Here is a 21,405-nt window from a genome sequence, read left to right as displayed (position 1 = left end):
TGCCTCTTGTCGAGGCAAATTTCTTTTCAATTCAACCACTTACCATCCACGCCGAACGTGCGCCGGCTTTGCGGGGGCAAAAGGGAGGTCATTGTACACACCGACACTTAGCCTCACAAATTTGACGACGAAATGTCGCAAATCCATGTCGCATTTGTGAAAGGTTTAAAGCGATCTGCTGTGCTAGTCAAAACTTTTTTAATTTTGACCGCAACGACTCAAAGACTACTGTGACGCAGACACCACAAGGCACGCGGTCTGTAGAGACTGCGCGCACTTGTAGAATTTTGAGGTGCTTGGAGAGGCGGCCTGGGTAAGGCCGCCGAATCTTCAGCGAGTTGTTGCCAGTTCCTGTTGGACGCTGGCGACAGTGCGAGGCCAAGGTTTACCAGCCTGAACCTTCGCTGGCAAGGCCTTGATGGCGGAAACGGCTGCATCACGATTGGCGAAACTGCCGTAGGTGATCACATAGAGCGGCTTGCCGTTGAGGACTTTCTTGAAGTAGCGGTACTCGCCGCCCTGCTCCTTGACGAAGTTTTGCGCGGCCGCTTCGGAGCTGGTGCCGAGGATCTGCACAACGTAGTTGCCTGGAGCCTGGCCTGCATACCAGGTGCCGCCTGCAGCCTTGGCCACGGCGACTGGTTTCTCGGCCGGTTTTTCAACCGGCTTGGCCGCTGGCGCGGTTTTGGCGACCGGTGCCGGAGCAGGTGCAGGCTTGGCGGCCGGAACAGGCGCTGGCTTGGCGGTAGCGACCTGAGTCGGCGCCGGCGTTGGCTTGGCTGCTGGTGTCGGCGCAGGGCCGGCAGGCACGCCCGCAGGCGGCGCGGTGGTGGTCACGGTCGGCGGCGTGGCGCTTGAGCCTTCGACCGGCACACCGTCATCACCCTCGGTAATGCCACCCGCCGCTTCGGCCAGCGGGCCGCGCATGACCGGCTGCGAATTACCGACCAACGGCAATGGCATCGGCTGCGTGTTGCCGGCGAATTCGACGGCCGGCGCGCCGCCGTTGGCTTGCGGCTTGCCCTGACCAAGTGGCAATTGCGCCTGTTCGTTGGCAGGCGCCCCCGTGGTCGGCGCTTTGTTGCGACCCGGCATCAACCAGGCGGCAGCTACCGCGACCACAACGACGGCGGAAATTGCCAATACGTGCTTCTTCGGCATATTGAACCCCATACTTGGACGCTTGACCGCTGTGCGGCTGGCAATCATGGCTTCGATCATGGCATCGCGGGCGACCTGGTTGATGTTGCCAGGCCAACCGTCAGCGCTTTCATGAATATCAGAGATCTGATCCGCGGTAAAAAGTTCGATACCCCGGCCAGCACCTTCGAGACGCTGCTCCAGGTATTCGCGCGTTTCCTCTACGGTGTAAGGCTGAAGTTCGATGACGTGGAAGCGCTCTTCCTCGAGGCTCAACTGCTCCAACTGGGCAATCAGCGACGACTCGCCAAACAGGAACACATGGGGGCGACCTTCCGGCGCGCCAGCCGCCAGGGCCATCAAGGCTTCCAGCGCGGACTCGTCGAGTTGTTCGGCGTCATCCACCAGCAGATAGACTTCCTGACCGGTGAGCGCCAGTTGCACCACCTGAGCCAGAATTGCGCCGATCTCGGCCTGGGCAACGTCCAGCGCCTGGGCGACCTGGCGCAAGATGCCTGCCGAATCGCCGGCGCCACGGGCGGAAACCACCACGCTCTGCACCGACTGTTTGTTGGTGCTGGCCACCAGGGCCTGGCGCAACAGGGTCTTGCCACTGCCTTGGGGACCGGTGACGACCAGCAGCAGCTGGCTGTAACGCGCCAGGTGGTGCAGTTGTCCCAGCACCGGTTTGCGCTGGGCCGGGAAAAACTTGAAGCCAGGCACCCGTGGAGCAAAAGGGTCATGACTCAACTGGTAATGGCCGAGGAAAGCCTCGTCCGCATGCAAACTAGTCATCGCGATCTTATTAACCTTTAAGCTGAGCCAGGGCGCGGTAATCCGCTCCCAGCGTGGCCTGTAAAACCTCTTTCGGATAATCGTCGGTCACCACTGCTTCGCCCATTTGGCGCAGCAGCACCAGGCGCAAACGACCGTCGATCACTTTTTTATCAATTGCCATGTGTTCGAGGAAATCAGCTTCAGTCATCTCTTGCGGCGGGATGACCGGCAGCCCGGCGCGCTGGAACAGGCGAATGCCGCGGTCGCGGTCCTGTTCGCTGATCCAGCCCAGGCGCGCGGACATTTCCAACGCCATTACGGTGCCAGCAGCGACGGCCTCACCGTGAAGCCAGACACCATACCCCATGTGAGTTTCGATGGCGTGGCCGAAGGTGTGGCCCAGGTTCAACGTTGCGCGCACGCCGGTCTCTTTCTCATCGGCGCCGACCACGGCGGCCTTGGCTGCACAGGAACGCTCGATGGCGTAGGTCAGGGCTTGCTGATCCAGGTTGCGCAGGCGATCGACGTTGTCTTCGAGCCAGGTCAGGAACGGCTCATCACAGATCAGCCCGTATTTGATGACTTCAGCCAGGCCGGCGGACAGTTCACGGGCCGGCAGGGTCTTGAGGGAGGCCGTGTCGATGAGCACGACATTCGGCTGATAGAAGGCACCCACCATGTTCTTGCCCAGCGGGTGGTTGATCCCGGTCTTGCCGCCCACCGAGGAGTCGACTTGCGACAGCAGCGTGGTCGGAACCTGAATGAAATCGACACCGCGCTGGTAGCAGGCGGCAGCAAAACCGGCCATGTCACCGATCACACCGCCACCGAGGGCAATCACCGTGGTGCGACGATCGTGCCGCGCGGTCAGCAGGCCGTCGAAGATCAGTTGCAGGGTCTCCCAGGTTTTGAAGGCTTCGCCGTCGGGCAGCACCACGGAAATCACCGAGAACTGCGCGAGGCTGCGGGTCAGACGTTCGAGATAGAGCGGCGCGACGGTTTCATTGGAGATGATTGCCACTTGCCGTCCGCGAATATGCGGGGCCAGCAGCTCAGGCTGATCCAACAAACCTTCGCCAATATGAATCGGGTAGCTGCGCTCGCCTAGATCGACCTTGAGTGTCTGCATGTGTCCCCACAGTGAAGATGGAATCAGGCGTTCCGCCTTGAGTTAACGAATGTCCACGGCCTTTGCAGTTATTGACGCCGTTGGGTCGCCGTTCGCCACAACCTTGAGCGGTTGTGGCAGGACGCCGAGGATAGCGCATTTCGCTCTGCGCATTAACGGGGAGGCAGCTGCTGCAAGCGTTCGAGGATATCGAGCACCACCATTCGTGGCGGTCGCTCATCGGTTTCCACCACCAGATCAGCGATTTCCCGATACAGCGGATCGCGGATCGCCAGCAGATCACGAAGGGTCTTGGCCGGATCGGCGGTGCGCAACAAGGGCCGATTGCGGTCGCGCGACGTGCGGCCGACCTGCTGCTCGACAGAGGCATGCAGATAAACCACCCGCCCACCGGCGCGCAGAGCCCGACGATTGGCTTCGCGCATCACTGCACCGCCGCCGGTCGCCAGCACCACGCCATCGTAATCGCACAGCTCGGCAATCATTGCCTCCTCGCGGTCACGAAAGCCCGGTTCGCCTTCCTTATCGAAGATCCATGGGATATTGGCGCCCGTGCGTAATTCAATTTCCTTATCGGAATCTTTGAATGGCAAGCGCAGCTCTTTGGCCAGCAACCGGCCGATGGTGCTTTTTCCAGCGCCCATCGGTCCTACAAGAATCAAATTTCGCACAGAATCAACGACTCACAGCAATCGCCTGGTTATTCATGATACGCGGTGTGAGAAACACCAACAGCTCGGATTTTTTCTCCGAAACCACGTCACGCCGGAAAAGGCGGCCAAGATACGGCACATCGCCAAGAAATGGCACCTTATCTACAACCTTGCTTTGAGTATTTGAGAAAACACCACCAATGACGATGGTCTCCCCATCGTTGACCAGGACCTTGGCGTTGACCTCGTTTTTCTTGATGGGCGGCACATCCTGGACCTTGTTGAGGTAGTCCGGCTCGTCCTTGGTGACCTTGACCTCCATGATGATCCGGTTGTCCGGAGTGATCTGCGGCGTCACTTCCAGCGAGAGCGATGCCTCTTTGAAAGACACCGATGTAGCGCCGCTGGAGCTGGCTTCCTGATAGGGAATCTCGGTGCCCTTGAGGATTTTTGCGGTTTCCTTGTCGGACGTGACGACCTTGGGTTGCGAGACGATTTCCCCGTTGCCGGTCTTCTCCATGGCCGTCAGTTCCAGGTCCAGCAAGACGTTATCGGTAATGAACGCAATGCCGATCCCTGAGGTGTTGTTCGCCGCCCCCAAGTCGACGAACGGTGAATTGGTGCTGGTGCTACCCGGTGTACCGATGGTCGATGATCCGTTGGCGCCGTTGCTGACCCCGGATGTATTCCAGTTGCCCTTGTTCTGGATCGAACCGCCCCAGCGCACACCCAGGCTTTTGTCGTAATCGACGTTGGCTTCGACGATGCGTGCTTCGATCATGACCTGGCGCACCGGAATATCCAGCTGGGCAACGATGCGTCGCAGCTCGTCGAGTCGCTCCTGAGTCTGGTAGGCAATGATGTTGTTGGTACGCTCATCAACAGTGATGGAGCCCCGCTCGTCGACTTTCGCCTCGGCACTGGTCACCGACTGGAACAGTTTGGCGATATCCGCCGCCTTGGCGTAATTGACCTGCAAAAGCTCCCGCCGCAGCGGTGCCAGATCGGCGATCTGTTTTTGCGACTCCAGCTCCTGACGCTCACGGGCGGCAATTTCGTCGGCCGGCGCCACCAGTAGCACGTTACCGATCTTGCGCTTGTCCAGCCCCTTGGTTTTCAGCACCAGATCCAGTGCCTGATCCCACGGGACGTTCTGCAGGCGCAGGGTAATGCCGCCCTGTACCGTATCGCTGGCGACCAGATTGAGATTGGTGAAGTCCGCGATCAGTTGCAGCACTGAGCGCACGTCGATGTCCTGGAAGTTCAGCGAAAGCTTTTCACCACTGTAGGTGTAGCGGTCGGCGTTACGCTTTTGCAGGTCGTCGGTGGTCACCGGACGGACGCTGACCGTGAGTTTGTTGTCGGTCTGATAGGTCGAGTAGTCGAAGGCGCCACCGCCAGGCTCGATCGTGATGATGGCCCGGTCACCGATGGCGCTGGCGTTGATGAACTGCACCGGCGTGGCGAAGTCCTTCACATCCAGACGCACGCGCAAGGGTTCGGGCAAGTGAGTCCTGGCAAACCCGACGATGATCTTGCCGTCGCGCTCCTGAATATCCGGCGCAATGGACGGGTCAGACAGATCGATCACCACATTGCCTTCACCCTGGGTACCACGCTGAAAGTCCACACCGCCGATAGCCTTGCCCGATGGCACTGGGGGGCGCGCCGGAGCCGGCGCTGCAATGGCGGTCGATCTGGCCGTCGCGTTTTTGCCGCCCTGCCCGACCACCACCAACAGGTTGTTGCCCTCGATTCGCGTGCTGTAGGGGGCCGATTGGCTCAAATTGATGATCAGCCGCGTACGATCCTTGACCTCCACCACCGTCGCGCTTCGGGCATTGCCAGCACCCAGGTCACGGGTTTTGTTCGCCAATTGACTGACGACTCCCGGCAAATCCAGCGCGATCCGCGCCGGTGACGCTGTGGTGTAGCCCTGAGGGGCCGGTGGCGGCTCATCGAATGCCAGCTTCAACTCGACGCGATCTCCCGGCAGCGCCACGACATCCAGTGCCTTGAGGCTGGCCGCTTGTGCCATCGGCGACAACAACGCCATCCATAGCGTCATTCCGATGGCTGAAAAAGTCCTGTTCATTTTTCCGGTTCCACTATGAGTGCTCTTTCAGAGGGATGGTCCGAGGCCGTTCCAGCCAGGCACCTTCCCCGTCGGGAACGATTTCGACCACATCCACTTGTGAGCCGCTGATGGCGACGATCCGCCCATCATTGCGCCCCAGGTAATCACCGACTTTCAGCCTGTGCACCCCGCCAGCCCCGCGCAGCAATGCAAAGGAGCCCGCTGCATTGGAAATCGTGCCGACCATTTCAAACTGCTCGATGTTGAAACCCTCGAGGTATTGCTTGACCCGGTCGGGGTCGGGCCTGACGTTGCGTGAGCCGTGTTTCTGACCGGACAGGTCGATTCTGACCTGCGGAGAAAACGGGCTGCGCAGGTTGGCTGCGTTGTAAGTGAATGACGGGTAAGACCGGATCGTGGGCGTTGGTTCAATCTTGCCCGGTGCGCGCACGCGCGTTTCGTTCAGCCAGGCATCCAGGTCACTGAAGTCATCGCCACTGCCACAACCGGAGAGGACCACTAACAACACAGCCATCGATAAACAACGAATCGGGCTCATTGATGCAAACCCCTGTCGTTGTAGCGATAGGTCTTGGCGAGGATGCTCATGCGCAGCTTCGGGCCGCCGTCGGGATTGGCAGGCACCAGGTCGAAATCATCCAGGGTAACGATGCGCGTTAGCCCCGCCACACCGCTGACGAAGGTGGCCAGGTCGTGATAGGCACCGGTGACGGTGATCTGGATCGGCAGTTCGATATAGAACGGCTGGGTCACCTCCGGTAGCAACTTGATCTCTTCAAACTCCAGCCCGCTACCCAGACCGGTGCGAGTGATGTCTTCCAGCAGGCCGGGCACTTCGGTATCGCTGGGCAGTTGCCGTAGCAGTACACCAAAGGAGTTTTCCATCTCCCTCAGTTGCTGCTTATAGAGCTCCAGATTCGCCGCCATGCGCGCCTTGGTGGCGAACCGTTCCTTGAGAACCGTCTCTTCTTCGCGCTTGAGGTCAAGCCGGCTCAGGACCTCGCTCGTGGAGAAACTGTAACCGAGAGCCAGCACCAGGATCATGACCAACACGCCCACCAGCACCTTGATCGCAGGCGGCCATGAACCCATGTTGTGGGTGTCCAGTTCGTGAATATCGATCCGGCGCAGCCCTTCCAGCCATCCGGAGGGACTCATTGTTCACCTTCCACGGCTGTCGGCTGAGTCTGACGAACGGTCAGCTGGAAGACATTGGCCTGATCCAGCTGACCCGCAGTGGTCGCTTTGACTTCAGTCAGGCTCGGCGCATCGAACCAGTCCGAAGCATTCAGGTTGCGCATCAGGTCGGAAACACGATTGTTCGATTCAGCGGCGCCAGAAATCGACAAGGTTTTGCCCACCCTTTTGACTTCGGTGAAAAACACCCCGTCGGGAAGCGTCCGCGCCAACTGTTCAAAAATACGCCCACTGATCGGGCGATTGCCTTGCAGGTCCTGGATGATGCGCATGCGCTCAAGCAACTGCTGACGACGCGCCTTGAGATCGCTGATCTGTTTGATCCGTTCGTCGACCACGGCAATCTGCTGATTGATGTAATCATTTCGGGCGACTTGCCGTTCGATGGCGCCATTGATGGCCTGGTTCGCAACCAGCACCGCACCCGCTGCCCCCACCAGCACGCCCGCCAGAATCAGTAAAAAACGCTTTCGGCGCTCCTCGCGCAGCGCTTCGCGCCAGGGTAGTAGATTGATCCGCGCCATCAATCGAAACTCCTGAGAGCCAGCCCGCAGGCAATCATCATGGCCGGAGCATCGCTTGCCAGGGCTGCGGCGTTGACCTTGGCGCTCAACGTCATCTCGACAAACGGATTGGCCACCTGAGTCGGTGTTCCCAAATGCTCCTGGATCAACCGATCCAGCCCGCAGATCGAGGCGGTGCCGCCGACCAGCAGGATATGATCGACAGCATCGTATTGGCCGCCAGCGAAGAAAAACTGCAATGAGCGAGCTACCTGCTGCACCAGCGCCTCGCGAAACGGCTGCAACACTTCGTTGACGTAATCATCCGGCAAACCACCCTGCTTCTTTGCCAGCCCCGCCTGTTCAAGGGTCAGGCCGTAGCGGCGCTGAATGTCCTCCGTCAGTTGACGGCCACCGAACAATTGTTCACGGGTATAAATGATGCGGCCGTGGTGCAACACGCTCAGGGTGGTCATGGTCGCCCCGATGTCGACCACCGCCACCAGGCGCTCCTTGGGCACCACCGATTGATTGGCCAGCAACCCGAAGGATCGCTCCAGGGCATGGGCCTCGACGTCAACGACGCGAGCGGTCAGGCCGGCCAGGGCCAGCGCGGCCTCACGGACTTCGACGCTTTCCTTGCGACAGGCCGCGAGCAGCACATCGACCCGCTCTGGATTGCGCGACGAAACCCCTTGGACTTCAAAATCGATGGCGACTTCATCCAGCGGATAGGGGATGTACTGATCGGCCTCGATCTTCAGCTGGTTTTCCATGTCGTCGTCACAAAGTCCGGCATCCATCTCGATGATCTTGGTGATCACCGCCGAGCCAGCCACCGCCACAGCCACGTGCTTGAGGCTGGTTCTGGCCTTGATCAATACGCGAGAGAGCGCCTGGCCCACAGCTTCGAGCTCGGCAATATTTTTTTCGATAACGGCGTTGGCGGGCAGCGGTTCGACCGCATAGGCCTCGACCCGATAACGGGCGCCCTGGCGGCTCAGCGCCAGAAGCTTCACCGAAGTGGAGCTGATGTCGATACCCAAAAGGGTGTCGGGCTTTTTGTTGAAGAGTCCTGGCACTGGCAATTCCCTATGACTATCCGTGAGTTACGGACTCTGTAATGTGTTTTGTGTTCCCTCCGCCCGTCTTGACATCAGCGCAAATGACGCTTCCGGCGGAAAAATGCTTATAATGCCCAGCGTTTTTTTCCGCTTTCTCAAGCGCGGGTCGTTCGCCTTTAGCCTGAACCCTGATGCCTAATTCATTCTTTGCCCTGGATATCCAAAAGCCTTGATTCGTCTGCTGAAATTTTTCGGTTGGTCCATCGTCGCGGTTTTCTGCGGACTGCTCCTGGGTCTGAGCGGGGCGTTTCTCTACCTTAGCCCCGGATTGCCGTCCGTAGAGGCGTTGCGAAGCATCCAGTTGCAGATCCCTTTGCGGGTCTACAGCAGCGATAACAAGTTGATCGCAGAATTCGGCGAAATGCGCCGTACACCGATCCGTTTCGCCGACATTCCCCCCAATTTCATTAATGCGTTACTAAGTGCTGAAGACGATAACTTCGCCAATCACTACGGCGTGGATCCCAGCAGCCTGATGCGTGCCGCGACCCAACTGGTAAAAAGCGGACACATCCAGTCCGGCGGCAGCACCATCACCATGCAGGTGGCGAAGAACTTCTTCCTGACCAGCGAACGCAGCTTCTCGCGCAAAACCACCGAAATCCTCCTGGCCCTGCAGATCGAACGGCAGCTGACCAAGGACGAGATCCTCGAGCTGTACGTCAACAAGATCTATCTGGGTAACCGCGCCTACGGCATCGAGGCGGCGGCGCAGGTCTATTACGGCAAGTCGATTCGTGACGTCAGCCTGGCGCAGATGGCGATGATCGCCGGCCTGCCCAAAGCCCCGTCGCGCTTCAACCCGCTGGCCAACCCGGCCCGCAGTAAAGAGCGTCGCGACTGGATCCTGGGGCGCATGTACAAGCTCGGCAAAATCAGCGAGGCCGACTACACCGCCGCGATCAACGAGCCGCTGAATGCCAGCTATCACGTCCCGACCCCGGAAGTGAATGCGCCATATATTGCCGAGATGGCCCGCGCCGAAATGGTCGGCCGCTACGGCAGCGACGCCTACACCGAAGGCTTCCGCGTGACAACCACGGTGCCGAGCAATCTGCAGGAAATGGCCAACACCGCGGTCCATGAAGGCCTGATGACCTACGACCAGCGCCACGGCTATCGCGGCCCTGAATCGCGCCTGCCGGGCAAGACCCGCGAAGCCTGGGCGACCGAGCTGACCAAGCAGCGCACCATCAGCAGCCTTGAGCCGGCCATTGTCACTCAGGTCGAGAAGAACGGCCTGCAGGTGCTGACCCGCACCGGCAACGAGCACGTCAGCTGGGACAGCATGAAATGGGCGCGTCCGTTCCTGAACACCAACAGCATGGGCGCCAATCCGAAGCAACCGTCCGATGTGGCCCAGGTCGGCGACCTGATTCGTGTGCAGCGTCAGGCGGACAATTCGCTTAAGTTCAGCCAGATTCCGCAAGCTCAGGGCGCGCTGGTATCCCTGGACCCGCAAAACGGCGCGATCCGCGCGCTGGTCGGCGGCTTCGCCTTCGAGCAGAGCAATTACAACCGCGCCTTGCAGGCCAAGCGCCAGCCGGGTTCGAGCTTCAAGCCATTCGTCTACGCCGCTGCGCTGGATAACGGCTACACCGCCGCCAGCCTGGTGAACGACGCACCGATCGTGTTCGTCGACGAATACCTGGACAAGGTCTGGCGCCCGAAGAACGACACCAACACCTTCCTCGGCCCGATCCGCTTGCGCGAAGCGCTGTACAAGTCGCGTAACCTGGTGTCGATCCGCCTGCTGCAAGCGATGGGCGTTGGCAAAACCATCGACTACATCACCCGCTTTGGCTTCAACAAGCAGGATCTGCCGCCCAACCTGTCCCTGGCCCTGGGCACCGCGACCCTGACGCCAATGGAAATCGCCACGGGCTGGAGCACCTTCGCCAACGGCGGCTACAAGATCACCCCGTACATCATCGACAAGATCGAAAGCCGCAACGGCGATACGCTGTTTGTCGCCAACCCGCCGAGCGTACCGAAAGGCGGCGCCGCCAGCGATGGCATCGCCGCCCCGTCCGCCCAGGCCTTCACGGTCAACGCTACGCCGGGCGAAGCGCCGACGACCCAATCGGCACCACAGGCACCGGCCGTGGCTGAACGCATCGTCGATGGCCGTACCACCTACATCCTCAACAGCATGCTGGAGGACGTCATCAAGCTGGGTACCGGCCGCCGCGCACTGGCGCTGGGTCGTCCTGACATCGCCGGCAAGACCGGTACCACCAACGAATCCAAGGACGCCTGGTTCTCCGGTTACAACGCCGATTACGTGACCACCGTCTGGACCGGTTTCGACCAGCCGGAAAGCCTGGGTCGCAAGGAATTCGGCGGCACCGTCGCGCTACCGATCTGGATGAACTACATGGGCGCCGCACTCAAAGGCCTGCCACCACACACCCAACCAGAGCCGGATGGCATCCTGAGCCTGCGCATCGACCCGGTCAGCGGTCGTGCGGCAAGCCCAAGCACACCTGGAGCCTATTTCGAGCTGTTCAAGGCCGAAGACACGCCACCGTCGGTGAATGAAATCGGTAATGGCACTGCACCGGGTAGCCCGTTGCCAGCGGATGAACAGGCGCCAATCGATTTGTTCTAGAGAAGCAGCCTGCAGGCGCGAGCCTGCTCGCGAAAAATGTTCAGACAACGCGGGTATTCAGACCGCCCGCGTCATCGTTGACGACCATCGCGAGCAAGCTCGCTCCTACAGGGTTTGGCAGCGTACACATCTGCGCCATCGACCCTCCAGACAACAAAAAAGCCCCGACTCTCACGAGCCGGGGCTTTCTTTTGAAGCGCTACAACGACTTAGCCGTTGAACACGTCATCCACGCTTTTGAGCGGGTAGTTCTTCGGATACGGCAGGGTGGCCACGCCGGTCTCGATCGCAGCCTTGGCCACGGCATCGGAGATCAGGGTGATCAGACGGGCATCCATTGGTTTCGGAATGATGTACTCACGGCCGAATTCCAGTTTGATGCCGCCGTAGGCGTCGCACACTTCCTGAGGTACTGGCAGCTTGGCCAGTTCGCGCAGGGCGTTGGCCGCAGCCACTTTCATTTCTTCGTTGATGCGCTTGGCGCGAACGTCCAGGGCACCACGGAAGATGAACGGGAAGCCCAGTACGTTGTTGACCTGGTTCGGGTAGTCCGAACGGCCGGTGGCCATGATCACGTCGTTACGAGTGGCGTGCGCCAGCTCCGGGGAGATTTCCGGATCAGGGTTCGAGCAGGCGAAGACGATCGGGTTAGGCGCCATCGACAGCAGGCCTTCAGCGCTCAGCAGGTTCGGGCCGGACAGGCCGACGAACACGTCAGCGCCTTGCAGGGCATCAGCCAGGGTGCGCTTGTCGGTCGCGTGGGCGAATACGGCTTTGTACTGGTTCAGGTCGTCACGGCCGGAGTGGATCACACCGGTACGGTCAACCATGAAGATGTTTTCGATCTTCGCGCCCATGCTGACCAGCAGCTTCATGCAGGAGATCGCGGCAGCGCCGGCGCCCAGGCAAACGATCTTGGCTTCCGCCAGGGTTTTGCCGGCGATTTCCAGGGCGTTGATCATGCCAGCGGCGGTCACGATAGCGGTGCCGTGCTGGTCATCGTGGAATACCGGGATGTCGCACTGCTCGATCAGGGCACGTTCGATCTCAAAGCACTCAGGTGCCTTGATGTCTTCCAGGTTGATGCCACCGAAGGTGATGGAGATGCGCTTGACGGTGTCGATGAAGGCTTGCGGGCTTTCGGAATCGACTTCGATGTCGAAAACGTCGATGCCGGCAAAGCGCTTGAACAGCACGCCTTTACCTTCCATGACTGGCTTGGAGGCCAATGGGCCAAGGTTACCCAGACCAAGAATCGCGGTGCCATCGGAAATGACTGCAACCAGGTTGCCTTTGCCGGTGTATTTGTAGGCCAGTTCAGGGTCGCGAGCGATTTCGCGTACTGGTTCGGCTACGCCGGGGCTGTAGGCCAGCGACAGGTCGCGAGCGGTAGCGGTGGCCTTGGTGAGCTCGACGCTCAGCTTCCCTGGACGAGGATTGGCATGATATTCGAGAGCGGCAGTTTTCAAATCAGACATGGGGGCATTCCGCTTTTACTGTTGGACAGACTGGTCAGCGAGGATACGCGCCTCGCAAAATCCCCACAAGACTGACCGGTCACCCCTGTCAAGCGCCCTGCCCTACGACTTTGGGCCAAGAGCCGCAGAACACAAGGGATAGACTGTTCACAATCGACATAAAAAATGTCTACAATTTTTTATCAGTGCGCGACTTGAAGCATCGCTGGATCGGTCAAAGGCAACATCCAGCGCGCCTGCCCCTCCTTGAGCCCGCCCTTGCGCGAACGATCCAGCACCCAGCCGCGAGCCTCGACTTGCTTGCCTTTGAGGCCGTCAAGGGTGGCAGCCGGGAATCTGTCCAGCAAATTGGGTGCAACGCGCAGTACAACCGAATCCTGCAACTCGATCCAAACCCCGCCGCGATTGCGCTGGACCTTGCTCACACGACCGCTGAGCACGGCAAACCCGGAGGCACTGATCTGATCCGCTTTCAGTACAGGTGACTGGCGCCACACGCCAAGGCCGGCCTGTCGGGCGCTGCGTTCTGCCGCTTGCTGACAGTCGACCAGATCGACATTCGGCGCGATCGCCACTTGAAAGCCGAGGCCTTCGGCGAGCATTTGCGCTTCGAGGTTGGCGCCATCGGTGCCATAGACGTGGGCCAGGGTGCGGCCGTAATGGTCTTTGCCTTCCTTGCCGGGGAGCAATCCGACCCGTCCGTCGCTCGCGGCCACCAAGGCTTCAAGGCGCTTACGCGCCGCTACGGCGAACGGTTCGTCGGAACGGCCTTTCTTGCCCAGCTCCGGCGTATTCAAGCCGATCATGCGCACGCTGCGACCATCCGTCAGGCGCAGCGTGTCACCATCCACAACCCGCTGTACCGCCACCGAGGCCAGACCACTCGGCGCCGGGCAGAAAGCCTGGGCGCCGGACAGCCAAATCGCGGACACAAAAAAGGCGCCCGCGAGGGACGCCTTTTTCATCAGCATGGAAAAACCGAAACGGCTTCCCAAGTTGATCGGCCTTAGGCCTTTTTCGCGCCGAAAGCACCGAAACGGTCTGCGAAACGCTGAACGCGGCCGCCAGTGTCCAGAGTCTTTTGCTTACCGGTGTAGAACGGGTGGCATTCGTTGCAAACGTCGATCGCCAGGGCTTTGCCGAAGGTCGAACGGGTTTCGAACTTGTTGCCGCAGCTGCAGGTAACAGCAACTGCTGGGTATTCTGGATGGATATCAGCTTTCATGGTGTCTTCCTCAGGCTAGCGTGCCGCCACCCAACACTATTGTTGAATACCGCACGTAATTAGGCCGCGGATTCTACCAGACAATGCCAATCACGCAAGCTGTCCCTGAGACCGACCGTCTGCTAGGCTCCCGAGCCAATACGCGATCCCCGGTGGGAGCGAGCCTGCTCGCGATAGCGGTGTTCCAGTCGCGATGAATGTTGACTGACACGCCGTCATCGCGAGCAGGCTCGCTCCCACACGTTATGCGCCTAGCCCTTTTTTTGCCTGTTTATCGAGATCCCCCCGCGTGCCCGACGCCATACTGCGCCTCGCTTTGCCCTCGCCGCTGCGCCGCCTGTTCGACTACCGCGCTCCGGCCGGAGTCCTGCGCGCCCAGTTGCATCCCGGCATGCGCCTGCGGGTGCCGTTCGGCCGGCGGGAGATGATCGGGATTCTGGTGGAGGTCACCGACACCAGCGAAGTCCCGGCGGAAAAACTCAAGCCCGCGCTGGCGTTGCTCGATGCCACGCCGCCGCTGCCACCCGCTCTGTTCAAGCTGTGCCTGTGGACGTCCCAGTATTACCAGCACAGTCTCGGCGACACCTTGAGCTGGGCGCTGCCGGTGCTGCTGCGTCAGGGCGAACTGGCCGAGGCGCGCCAGGAGCGTTTCTGGTCCGCCGCCCCCGGCGCCAGCCTCGATGACCCGCGGATCGCCCGAGCTCCGCGCCAACGTGAAGCACTGGCGACGCTGGCTCAGCACCCCCACGGCGTCGCCCATCAGTTGCTGAGCAAGCTGATGCTGAGCAAAGACAGCCTCGATCTGTTGCTGGCCAAGGACCTGGTGCAGGTCGAGATCCGCAAGCATGCCCCCGGCGCACGCCACGAACACTGGCTGGCGCAGCCCGAACTGCCGCTCAATCCGGAACAACGTGCCGCTTATGAAGCCATTCGCGCCGGGTTCGACAGTTATCACGCGTTCCTGCTGGCCGGCGTCACCGGCAGTGGCAAGACCGAAGTCTATTTGCAACTGATCCGCGAAACCCTGGAGGCCGGTAAACAGGCGCTGGTGCTCATCCCGGAAATCAACCTCGGCCCACAGACCCTGGCGCGCTTCGAACAGCGCTTCAACGCGCGTATCGCCCTGATCCACTCGGCAGTCAACGATCGTGAACGCCTCGACGCCTGGCTCGCCGCCCGTGACGGCGAGGCCGACATCATTATCGGCACGCGCTCGGCGCTGTTCACACCGATGAAGAATCCCGGCCTGATCATCATCGACGAAGAACACGACGGCTCCTATAAACAGCAGGAAGGCCTGCGTTACCACGCCCGCGACCTGGCGCTGGTGCGCGCCCGGCAGGAAAACATCCCGATCGTGCTGGGCTCCGCCACACCTTCGCTGGAAAGCCTGCACAACGCCTACACCGGACGCTATGGTCTGCTGCGCCTGAATGAGCGCGCCGGTGGCGCCAAGCAGCCACGTTTCCTGCGCCTTGACGTGAAAAGTCGTCCACTGGACAGCGGCATTTCCGGGCCGATGCAACAAGCCATCGGCCAGACGCTGGCTGCGGGCCAGCAAGTATTGGTGTTCCTCAATCGCCGCGGCTTCGCACCGACCCTGCTCTGTCATGACTGCGGCTGGATGTCCGAATGCCAGCGCTGCGATGCGCGGATGACCGTGCACCAGCGCCACGGCGAGTTGCGCTGCCACCATTGCGGCTACGTCGAGCGGGTGCCGCGCCAGTGCCCGAAATGCAACAAGGTCGATTTGCGTCCGGTGGGGGCGGGCACTGAGCGGGCCGAAGAGCGCTTGGGGATTCTGTTCCCCGACTACCCGGTTTTGCGGGTCGACCGCGACAGCACTTCGCGCAAAGACGCAATGAATCAGTTATTCGCGACCATCCAGAAAGGCCAGCCCTGCATCCTGGTGGGCACGCAAATGCTTGCCAAAGGGCACCACTTTCCACGGGTGACCCTGGTGTCGATTCTTGACGCCGACGGCGGGCTGTTTTCCGGTGACTTCCGTGCCAGCGAGCGCATGGCCCAGCTGATTGTCCAGGTCGCCGGGCGTGCGGGACGTGCCGAAGAGCCGGGCAAGGTGATCATCCAGACGCATTTGGCCGATCACCCGTTGCTGGTGCAATTGACCGAACAAGGTTATTTCGCCTTTGCCGAGCAAGCCTTGAGTGAACGCCGCGCGGCTGGCCTGCCGCCGTTTGCGCACCTGGCACTGCTGCGGGCCGAAGCGCACAAGCCTGGGCAGGCCGAAGGATTTCTCGACGAGGCGTGCAGCGAGGCCGAACGTCTGCTGGCCGAACAGGGTTTGACCGGCATCGAATTGCTGGGGCCGGTGCCGGCACCCATGGAACGCCGCGCCGGGCGCTATCGTGCACAACTATTGTTGCAGGCCACCGCGCGGGCGCCGCTGCATCGCTTGCTTGCCAGTTGGCTGCTGGTGCTGGAGCAGATGCCAAGCGGGCGGGCGGTGCGCTGGTCGCTGGATGTTGACCCTGTGGATTTGTATTGATGGGGCGACTGCCTTCGCTGGCAAGCCAGCCCCTACAGGGGGCACATCGCGTCATTGCAGGAGCTGGCTTGCCAGCGAAAGCTGGTCGAATTGTCACCACACATCCACATCCTGCCTGCTAAGGTTGGCAAGCCCGTCTTCGCCACGGATAATGCCCAGTTTTTCCACCAGCGCACGATGCGCCGCCGCGCCAGCGGTCGAAAGAGAAGACCATGAAAGACACCATTCGCCAGCTGATCCAACAAGCCATCACCCAACTCGTCAACGAAGGTGTGTTGCCTGAAGGCCTGACGCCGGCGATCCAGGTGGAAAACTCTCGCGACAAGAAGAACGGCGACTTCGCCAGCAACATCGCAATGATGCTGGCCAAGCCTGCCGGCATGAAGCCGCGTGACCTGGCCGAGAAAATCATCGCCGCGCTGCCGGCTGACGAAAATGTCTCCAAGGCCGAAATCGCCGGCCCCGGCTTCCTCAACTTCTTCCAGAACACCCAGGCCCTGGCGACCCGCCTGGACGCCGCCCTGGCCGATGAGCACATCGGCGTACGCAAGGCCGGCCCGGTGCAACGCACGGTGGTTGACCTGTCGGCTCCGAACCTGGCCAAGGAAATGCACGTCGGCCACTTGCGCTCGACCATCATCGGCGACGGCGTGGCTCGAGTGCTCGAGTTCCTCGGCGACGACGTGATCCGTCAGAACCATGTCGGCGACTGGGGCACCCAGTTCGGCATGTTGATGGCCTATCTGCAGGAAAACCCGATCACCAGCGACGAGCTGTCGGACCTGGAAAACTTCTACCGCGCCGCCAAGCAGCGCTTCGACGAATCCGAAGAATTCGCCGACCGCGCCCGCGGCCTGGTGGTCAAGTTGCAGGCCGGCGACCCGGACTGCCTGGCGCTGTGGACCAAGTTCAAGGACATCTCGCTGTCCCACTGCCAGAAGATCTACGAACTGTTGAACGTCAAGCTGACCATGGCTGACGTGATGGGCGAAAGCGCCTACAACGACGACCTGATCAACGTGGTCAACGACCTCAAGGCCGCCGGCATGCTGGTGGAAAGCAACGGCGCCCAGTGCGTGTTCCTCGATGAATTCAAGAACGCCGATGGCGATCCACTGCCGGTGATCATCGTCAAGGCCGATGGTGGCTACCTCTACGCCACCACCGACCTGGCGGCCGTGCGTTATCGCAGCGGCAAGCTCAAGGCCGATCGCGCCCTGTACTTCGTCGACCAGCGTCAGGCCCTGCACTTCCAGCAAGTGTTCGCCGTGGCACGCAAGGCCGGCTTCGTGACCCATCCGATGGAGATGGAACACATGGGCTTCGGCACCATGAACGGCGCTGATGGCCGTCCGTTCAAGACCCGCGATGGCGGCACCGTGAAGCTGATCGACCTGCTGACCGAAGCCCAGGAGCGCGCCTACACCCTGGTCAAGGACAAGAACCCGGAACTGGCCGAAGCCGAGCTGCGCAACATCGCCAAGGTCGTGGGCATCGGCGCGGTGAAGTACGCCGACCTGTCCAAGCACCGCACCAGCGACTATAGCTTCAACTTCGACCTGATGCTGAACTTCGAAGGCAACACCGCGCCGTACCTGCTGTACGCCTACACCCGTGTGGCCGGCGTGTTCCGCAAACTCGGCAAGGACTTCAGCGAAGTCGACGGCCAGATCGTGCTCGAAGCGCCCCACGAACACGAACTGGCGGCAAAACTTGCACAATTCGGTGAAGTGCTGAACAACGTGTCCGAAAAAGGCACGCCGCACATTCTTTGCACTTACCTGTACGACGTCGCCGGCCTGTTCTCCAGCTTCTACGAGAACTGCCCGATCCTCGCCGCCGATACCCCGGCGCAAATGCAGAGCCGCCTGCGCCTCGCCGCGCTGACCGGACGCACCCTCAAGCAAGGCCTGGAACTCTTGGGCCTGGAAACTCTGGAGCGTATGTAAGTTGGCCGCCAAGAAAAAACCTGCACCCAAGCGTGGCGCCAGCCGTTACCAAGCTCCAGCGAAGCAGCCGATTCCGGGCTGGCTGTGGATGGCCATCGGCCTGACGGTCGGTGCATTCATCGTATTCCTGATGAAGCTGGAGCCGGGCAAGGGCAGCGACACGGTCAAACGCGAGAAGGTGGAGCAACAACAGCAGAAAGCCACCAAGATCGCCGAGGCCAACAAGACGCCGCCGAGCCCGACACAACCGGTGAAGCCGAAGTACGACTTCTACACCTTGCTGCCGGAATCGGAAGTCATCGTGCCGCCGGATGCCGTGCCGGAAAAAACCCTGCCGACGCCACAAGTGCCGGCGATTCCGACAACGCCGGTTACGCCAGCGGAAGCGGCGAAAATTGACACCGCCCGCGCTCAGGCGGCGCTGTCCGGAATCACGCCACCACCCGCGCCCCCGGTCACCAAGGCCGCGCCGGTGACCAAGTTTTTCCTCCAGGCGGGTTCGTTCCGCAAGCAAACTGACGCGGACAAGGTTCGCGCGCAGATCATCCTGCTTGGCCAGGCGGTGGCGGTTGAATCCGGCACAGTGAAAGACGAGACCTGGTATCGGGTTCTGGTCGGACCGTTCAGCAACCGCGAACAACTGACCACCGCCCAGAAACAACTGGCCGGTGCCGGCTTCAGCAATTTGTTGTTACAACAACGCCAAAGCCGATAACGCCCCCTGTGGCGAGGAAGCTTGCTCCCTCGCCACTATTGTTACAGCGGCAACCCATCACCATCGCAATACACCGCTCGTCCCCTCTCCCGCCCTACAGTTGAAATCCACTCCACCACCCCCATATGAGTGGGCATAAGGCATTTTCGCCCCGCTGCGTGGAGACTCTTCCCTTGACCACCATCGTTTCAGTTCGCCGCCACGGCAAAGTCGTCATGGGCGGCGACGGCCAGGTATCCCTTGGCAACACCGTGATGAAAGGCAACGCGAAAAAAGTTCGCCGCCTGTACCACGGCCAGGTCATCGCCGGTTTTGCCGGCGCCACCGCTGACGCCTTTACCCTCTTCGAACGTTTCGAAGGCCAGCTTGAAAAGCATCAGGGCCACCTGGTTCGCGCCGCCGTCGAACTTGCCAAAGAATGGCGCACCGACCGCTCCCTGAGCCGCCTCGAAGCCATGCTCGCGGTCGCCAACAAAGATGCCTCGCTGATCATCACCGGCAACGGTGACGTGGTTGAACCTGAAGATGGTTTGATCGCCATGGGCTCCGGTGGCGCTTACGCCCAGGCTGCCGCCAGCGCACTGCTGAAGAAAACCGATCTGTCGGCCCGGGAAATCGTCGAGACCGCCCTCGGTATTGCCGGCGACATCTGTGTATTCACCAACCACACCCAGACCATTGAGGAGCAGGACTGCGCCGAATAAGCCCTTTCTGGCCATCGCGCCACGGCTCATTCTTGCTTGAGGTCCGCCAAATACTATGTCCATGACTCCCCGTGAAATCGTCCACGAACTCAATCGCCATATCATCGGCCAGGACGATGCCAAGCGCGCCGTCGCCATTGCCCTGCGCAATCGCTGGCGCCGAATGCAGCTGCCCGAAGAGCTGCGTGTTGAAGTCACCCCGAAAAACATTCTGATGATCGGCCCGACCGGTGTCGGTAAAACCGAGATCGCCCGTCGCCTGGCCAAACTGGCCAACGCGCCGTTCATCAAGGTCGAAGCCACCAAGTTCACGGAAGTCGGCTACGTCGGTCGCGATGTCGAATCGATCATTCGTGACCTGGCCGATGCAGCGATCAAGCTGCTGCGTGAACAGGAAATCATCAAGGTTCGCCACCGCGCCGAAGACGCTGCTGAAGAGCGCATCCTCGACGCCCTGCTGCCACCGCCACGCATGGGCTTCAGCAACGACGACACCCCGACGCAGGATTCCAACACCCGCCAGCTGTTCCGCAAGCGCCTGCGCGAAGGTCAGCTGGATGATAAAGAGATCGAAATCGAAGTCGCCGAAATCACCGGCGTCGATATCTCCGCGCCTCCGGGCATGGAAGAAATGACCAACCAATTGCAGAGCCTGTTTGCCAACATGGGCAAAGGCAAGCGCAAGAGCCGCAAGCTCAAGGTCAAGGAAGCGCTGAAACTGGTGCGCGACGAAGAAGCCAGCCGCCTGGTCAACGATGAAGAGTTGAAGGCCAAGGCGCTGGAAGCGGTCGAGCAGCACGGCATCGTGTTCATCGACGAAATCGACAAGGTCGCCAAGCGCGGCAATGTCGGCGGCGCCGACGTGTCCCGCGAGGGTGTGCAACGTGACCTGTTGCCACTGATCGAAGGTTGCACCGTCAACACCAAACTGGGCATGGTCAAGACCGACCATATCCTGTTCATCGCCTCGGGGGCTTTCCACCTGAGCAAGCCGAGCGATCTGGTGCCCGAGCTGCAAGGTCGTCTGCCGATTCGTGTTGAGCTCAAGGCGCTGTCGCCGGAAGACTTCGAACGCATCCTCAGCGAGCCGCACGCGTCGCTCACCGAGCAATACTGTGCACTGCTGAAAACCGAAGGCCTGACCATCGAGTTCCAGCCAAGCGGCATCAAACGCATCGCGGAGATCGCCTGGCAGGTTAACGAGAAAACCGAAAACATCGGTGCCCGTCGTCTGCACACGCTGCTTGAGCGCCTGCTTGAAGAAGTGTCGTTCAGCGCCGGCGACCTGGCCAGCGCCCATGACGAAAAGGCGATCCAGATCGACGCTGACTACGTCAACAGCCACCTCGGCGAATTGGCGCAGAACGAAGACCTGTCCCGTTATATCCTGTAGGTCACATTCTGTGTGAGCGGGCTCCTGTGGCGAGGGAGCTTGCTCCCGCTGGGTCGCGAAGCGGCCCCAAAGCCAGCGATGCGGTCCATCAGAAAGACCGCACTCTCTGGACTTACGACTGCTGCGCAGCCGAGCGGAAGCAAGCTTCCTCGCCACTGGATCACCCGCCGACACAGGGCCTCAATAAGACGGAAGACCGG

Annotated in this window: 17 protein-coding genes; 6 read left to right on the top strand and 11 right to left on the bottom strand. The window is 60.7% G+C overall.

Features of this window, described 5'->3' with window-relative positions:
* Positions 1-330: 330 nt before the first annotated feature.
* The 8 genes from ACGJAX_RS07960 to ACGJAX_RS07925 form a co-directional block, all read right to left on the bottom strand.
* The gene (locus tag ACGJAX_RS07960) at positions 331-1,935 is read right to left on the bottom strand and encodes an AAA family ATPase (protein ID WP_390958259.1); all 1,605 of its coding nucleotides are present in this window, start codon (positions 1,933-1,935) and stop codon (positions 331-333) included.
* 10 nt (positions 1,936-1,945) lie between these two features.
* Positions 1,946-3,046 (bottom strand): 3-dehydroquinate synthase, encoded by a 1,101-nt coding sequence (gene aroB / locus ACGJAX_RS07955; protein WP_090328241.1) that lies wholly within the window; start codon positions 3,044-3,046, stop codon positions 1,946-1,948.
* Positions 3,047-3,198: 152 nt separating this feature from the next.
* Complete coding sequence (aroK, locus tag ACGJAX_RS07950; RefSeq protein WP_090328238.1) at positions 3,199-3,717, bottom strand: shikimate kinase AroK; 519 nt, start codon at positions 3,715-3,717, stop codon at positions 3,199-3,201.
* A 4-nt stretch (positions 3,718-3,721) separates the two neighbouring features.
* Complete coding sequence (gene pilQ / locus ACGJAX_RS07945; protein ID WP_390958257.1) at positions 3,722-5,794, bottom strand: type IV pilus secretin PilQ; 2,073 nt, start codon at positions 5,792-5,794, stop codon at positions 3,722-3,724.
* Between the two features lie 13 nt (positions 5,795-5,807).
* Complete coding sequence (locus ACGJAX_RS07940; RefSeq protein ID WP_390958255.1) at positions 5,808-6,335, bottom strand: pilus assembly protein PilP; 528 nt, start codon at positions 6,333-6,335, stop codon at positions 5,808-5,810.
* Positions 6,332-6,955, bottom strand: a complete 624-nt coding sequence (locus ACGJAX_RS07935; RefSeq protein WP_390958253.1) for a type 4a pilus biogenesis protein PilO — start codon at positions 6,953-6,955, stop codon at positions 6,332-6,334. The genes ACGJAX_RS07940 and ACGJAX_RS07935 overlap by 4 nt, the downstream gene beginning before the upstream one ends.
* Positions 6,952-7,518 (bottom strand): PilN domain-containing protein, encoded by a 567-nt coding sequence (locus ACGJAX_RS07930; protein WP_390958251.1) that lies wholly within the window; start codon positions 7,516-7,518, stop codon positions 6,952-6,954. The genes ACGJAX_RS07935 and ACGJAX_RS07930 overlap by 4 nt, the downstream gene beginning before the upstream one ends.
* Complete coding sequence (locus tag ACGJAX_RS07925) at positions 7,518-8,579, bottom strand: type IV pilus assembly protein PilM (RefSeq protein WP_390958249.1); 1,062 nt, start codon at positions 8,577-8,579, stop codon at positions 7,518-7,520. The genes ACGJAX_RS07930 and ACGJAX_RS07925 overlap by 1 nt, the downstream gene beginning before the upstream one ends.
* Positions 8,580-8,793: 214 nt before the next feature.
* Here ACGJAX_RS07925 and ACGJAX_RS07920 point away from each other — a divergent pair, with 214 nt between their 5' ends.
* Positions 8,794-11,232: a PBP1A family penicillin-binding protein gene (locus ACGJAX_RS07920; protein WP_390959818.1), complete on the top strand. Its 2,439-nt coding sequence runs from the start codon at positions 8,794-8,796 to the stop codon at positions 11,230-11,232.
* A 209-nt stretch (positions 11,233-11,441) separates the two neighbouring features.
* Here the strand turns inward: ACGJAX_RS07920 and ACGJAX_RS07915 are convergent, their stop codons facing one another.
* The 3 genes from ACGJAX_RS07915 to rpmE form a co-directional block, all read right to left on the bottom strand.
* A complete protein-coding gene (locus tag ACGJAX_RS07915; protein ID WP_090328218.1) occupies positions 11,442-12,710 on the bottom strand; it encodes a malic enzyme-like NAD(P)-binding protein in 1,269 nt (422 codons plus the stop codon).
* Positions 12,711-12,892: 182 nt separating this feature from the next.
* Positions 12,893-13,681 carry a thermonuclease family protein gene (locus ACGJAX_RS07910; RefSeq protein ID WP_390958247.1) on the bottom strand — a complete coding sequence of 263 codons (789 nt, stop codon included), beginning with the start codon at positions 13,679-13,681 and terminating at the stop codon, positions 12,893-12,895.
* 35 nt (positions 13,682-13,716) lie between these two features.
* Positions 13,717-13,935: a 50S ribosomal protein L31 gene (gene rpmE, locus ACGJAX_RS07905; protein WP_008047849.1), complete on the bottom strand. Its 219-nt coding sequence runs from the start codon at positions 13,933-13,935 to the stop codon at positions 13,717-13,719.
* Between the two features lie 289 nt (positions 13,936-14,224).
* Between rpmE and ACGJAX_RS07900 the strand changes: the two genes are divergently transcribed.
* The 5 genes from ACGJAX_RS07900 to hslU all read left to right on the top strand — a co-directional run bounded on the left by ACGJAX_RS07900 (position 14,225) and on the right by hslU (position 21,205).
* Positions 14,225-16,444 (top strand): primosomal protein N', encoded by a 2,220-nt coding sequence (locus tag ACGJAX_RS07900; protein ID WP_390958245.1) that lies wholly within the window; start codon positions 14,225-14,227, stop codon positions 16,442-16,444.
* Between the two features lie 212 nt (positions 16,445-16,656).
* On the top strand, positions 16,657-18,393 hold the full coding sequence (gene argS, locus ACGJAX_RS07895) for an arginine--tRNA ligase (RefSeq protein WP_090328208.1): 1,737 nt from the start codon (positions 16,657-16,659) through the stop codon (positions 18,391-18,393).
* A 1-nt stretch (position 18,394) separates the two neighbouring features.
* A complete protein-coding gene (locus ACGJAX_RS07890; protein WP_090328206.1) occupies positions 18,395-19,108 on the top strand; it encodes an SPOR domain-containing protein in 714 nt (237 codons plus the stop codon).
* Between the two features lie 173 nt (positions 19,109-19,281).
* Positions 19,282-19,812: an ATP-dependent protease subunit HslV gene (gene hslV / locus ACGJAX_RS07885; RefSeq protein ID WP_007975582.1), complete on the top strand. Its 531-nt coding sequence runs from the start codon at positions 19,282-19,284 to the stop codon at positions 19,810-19,812.
* A gap of 55 nt (positions 19,813-19,867) precedes the next feature.
* Positions 19,868-21,205 carry an ATP-dependent protease ATPase subunit HslU gene (gene hslU, locus ACGJAX_RS07880; protein ID WP_390958243.1) on the top strand — a complete coding sequence of 446 codons (1,338 nt, stop codon included), beginning with the start codon at positions 19,868-19,870 and terminating at the stop codon, positions 21,203-21,205.
* The last annotated feature ends 200 nt before the right edge of the window (positions 21,206-21,405 follow it).

Source organism: Pseudomonas moorei (genome assembly GCF_042846945.1).
GTDB classification, from domain to species: Bacteria; Pseudomonadota; Gammaproteobacteria; order Pseudomonadales; family Pseudomonadaceae; genus Aquipseudomonas; species Aquipseudomonas moorei.
Note: the sequence above shows the minus strand (reverse complement) of the source record. Positions and strands in the feature narration are given on the sequence as shown.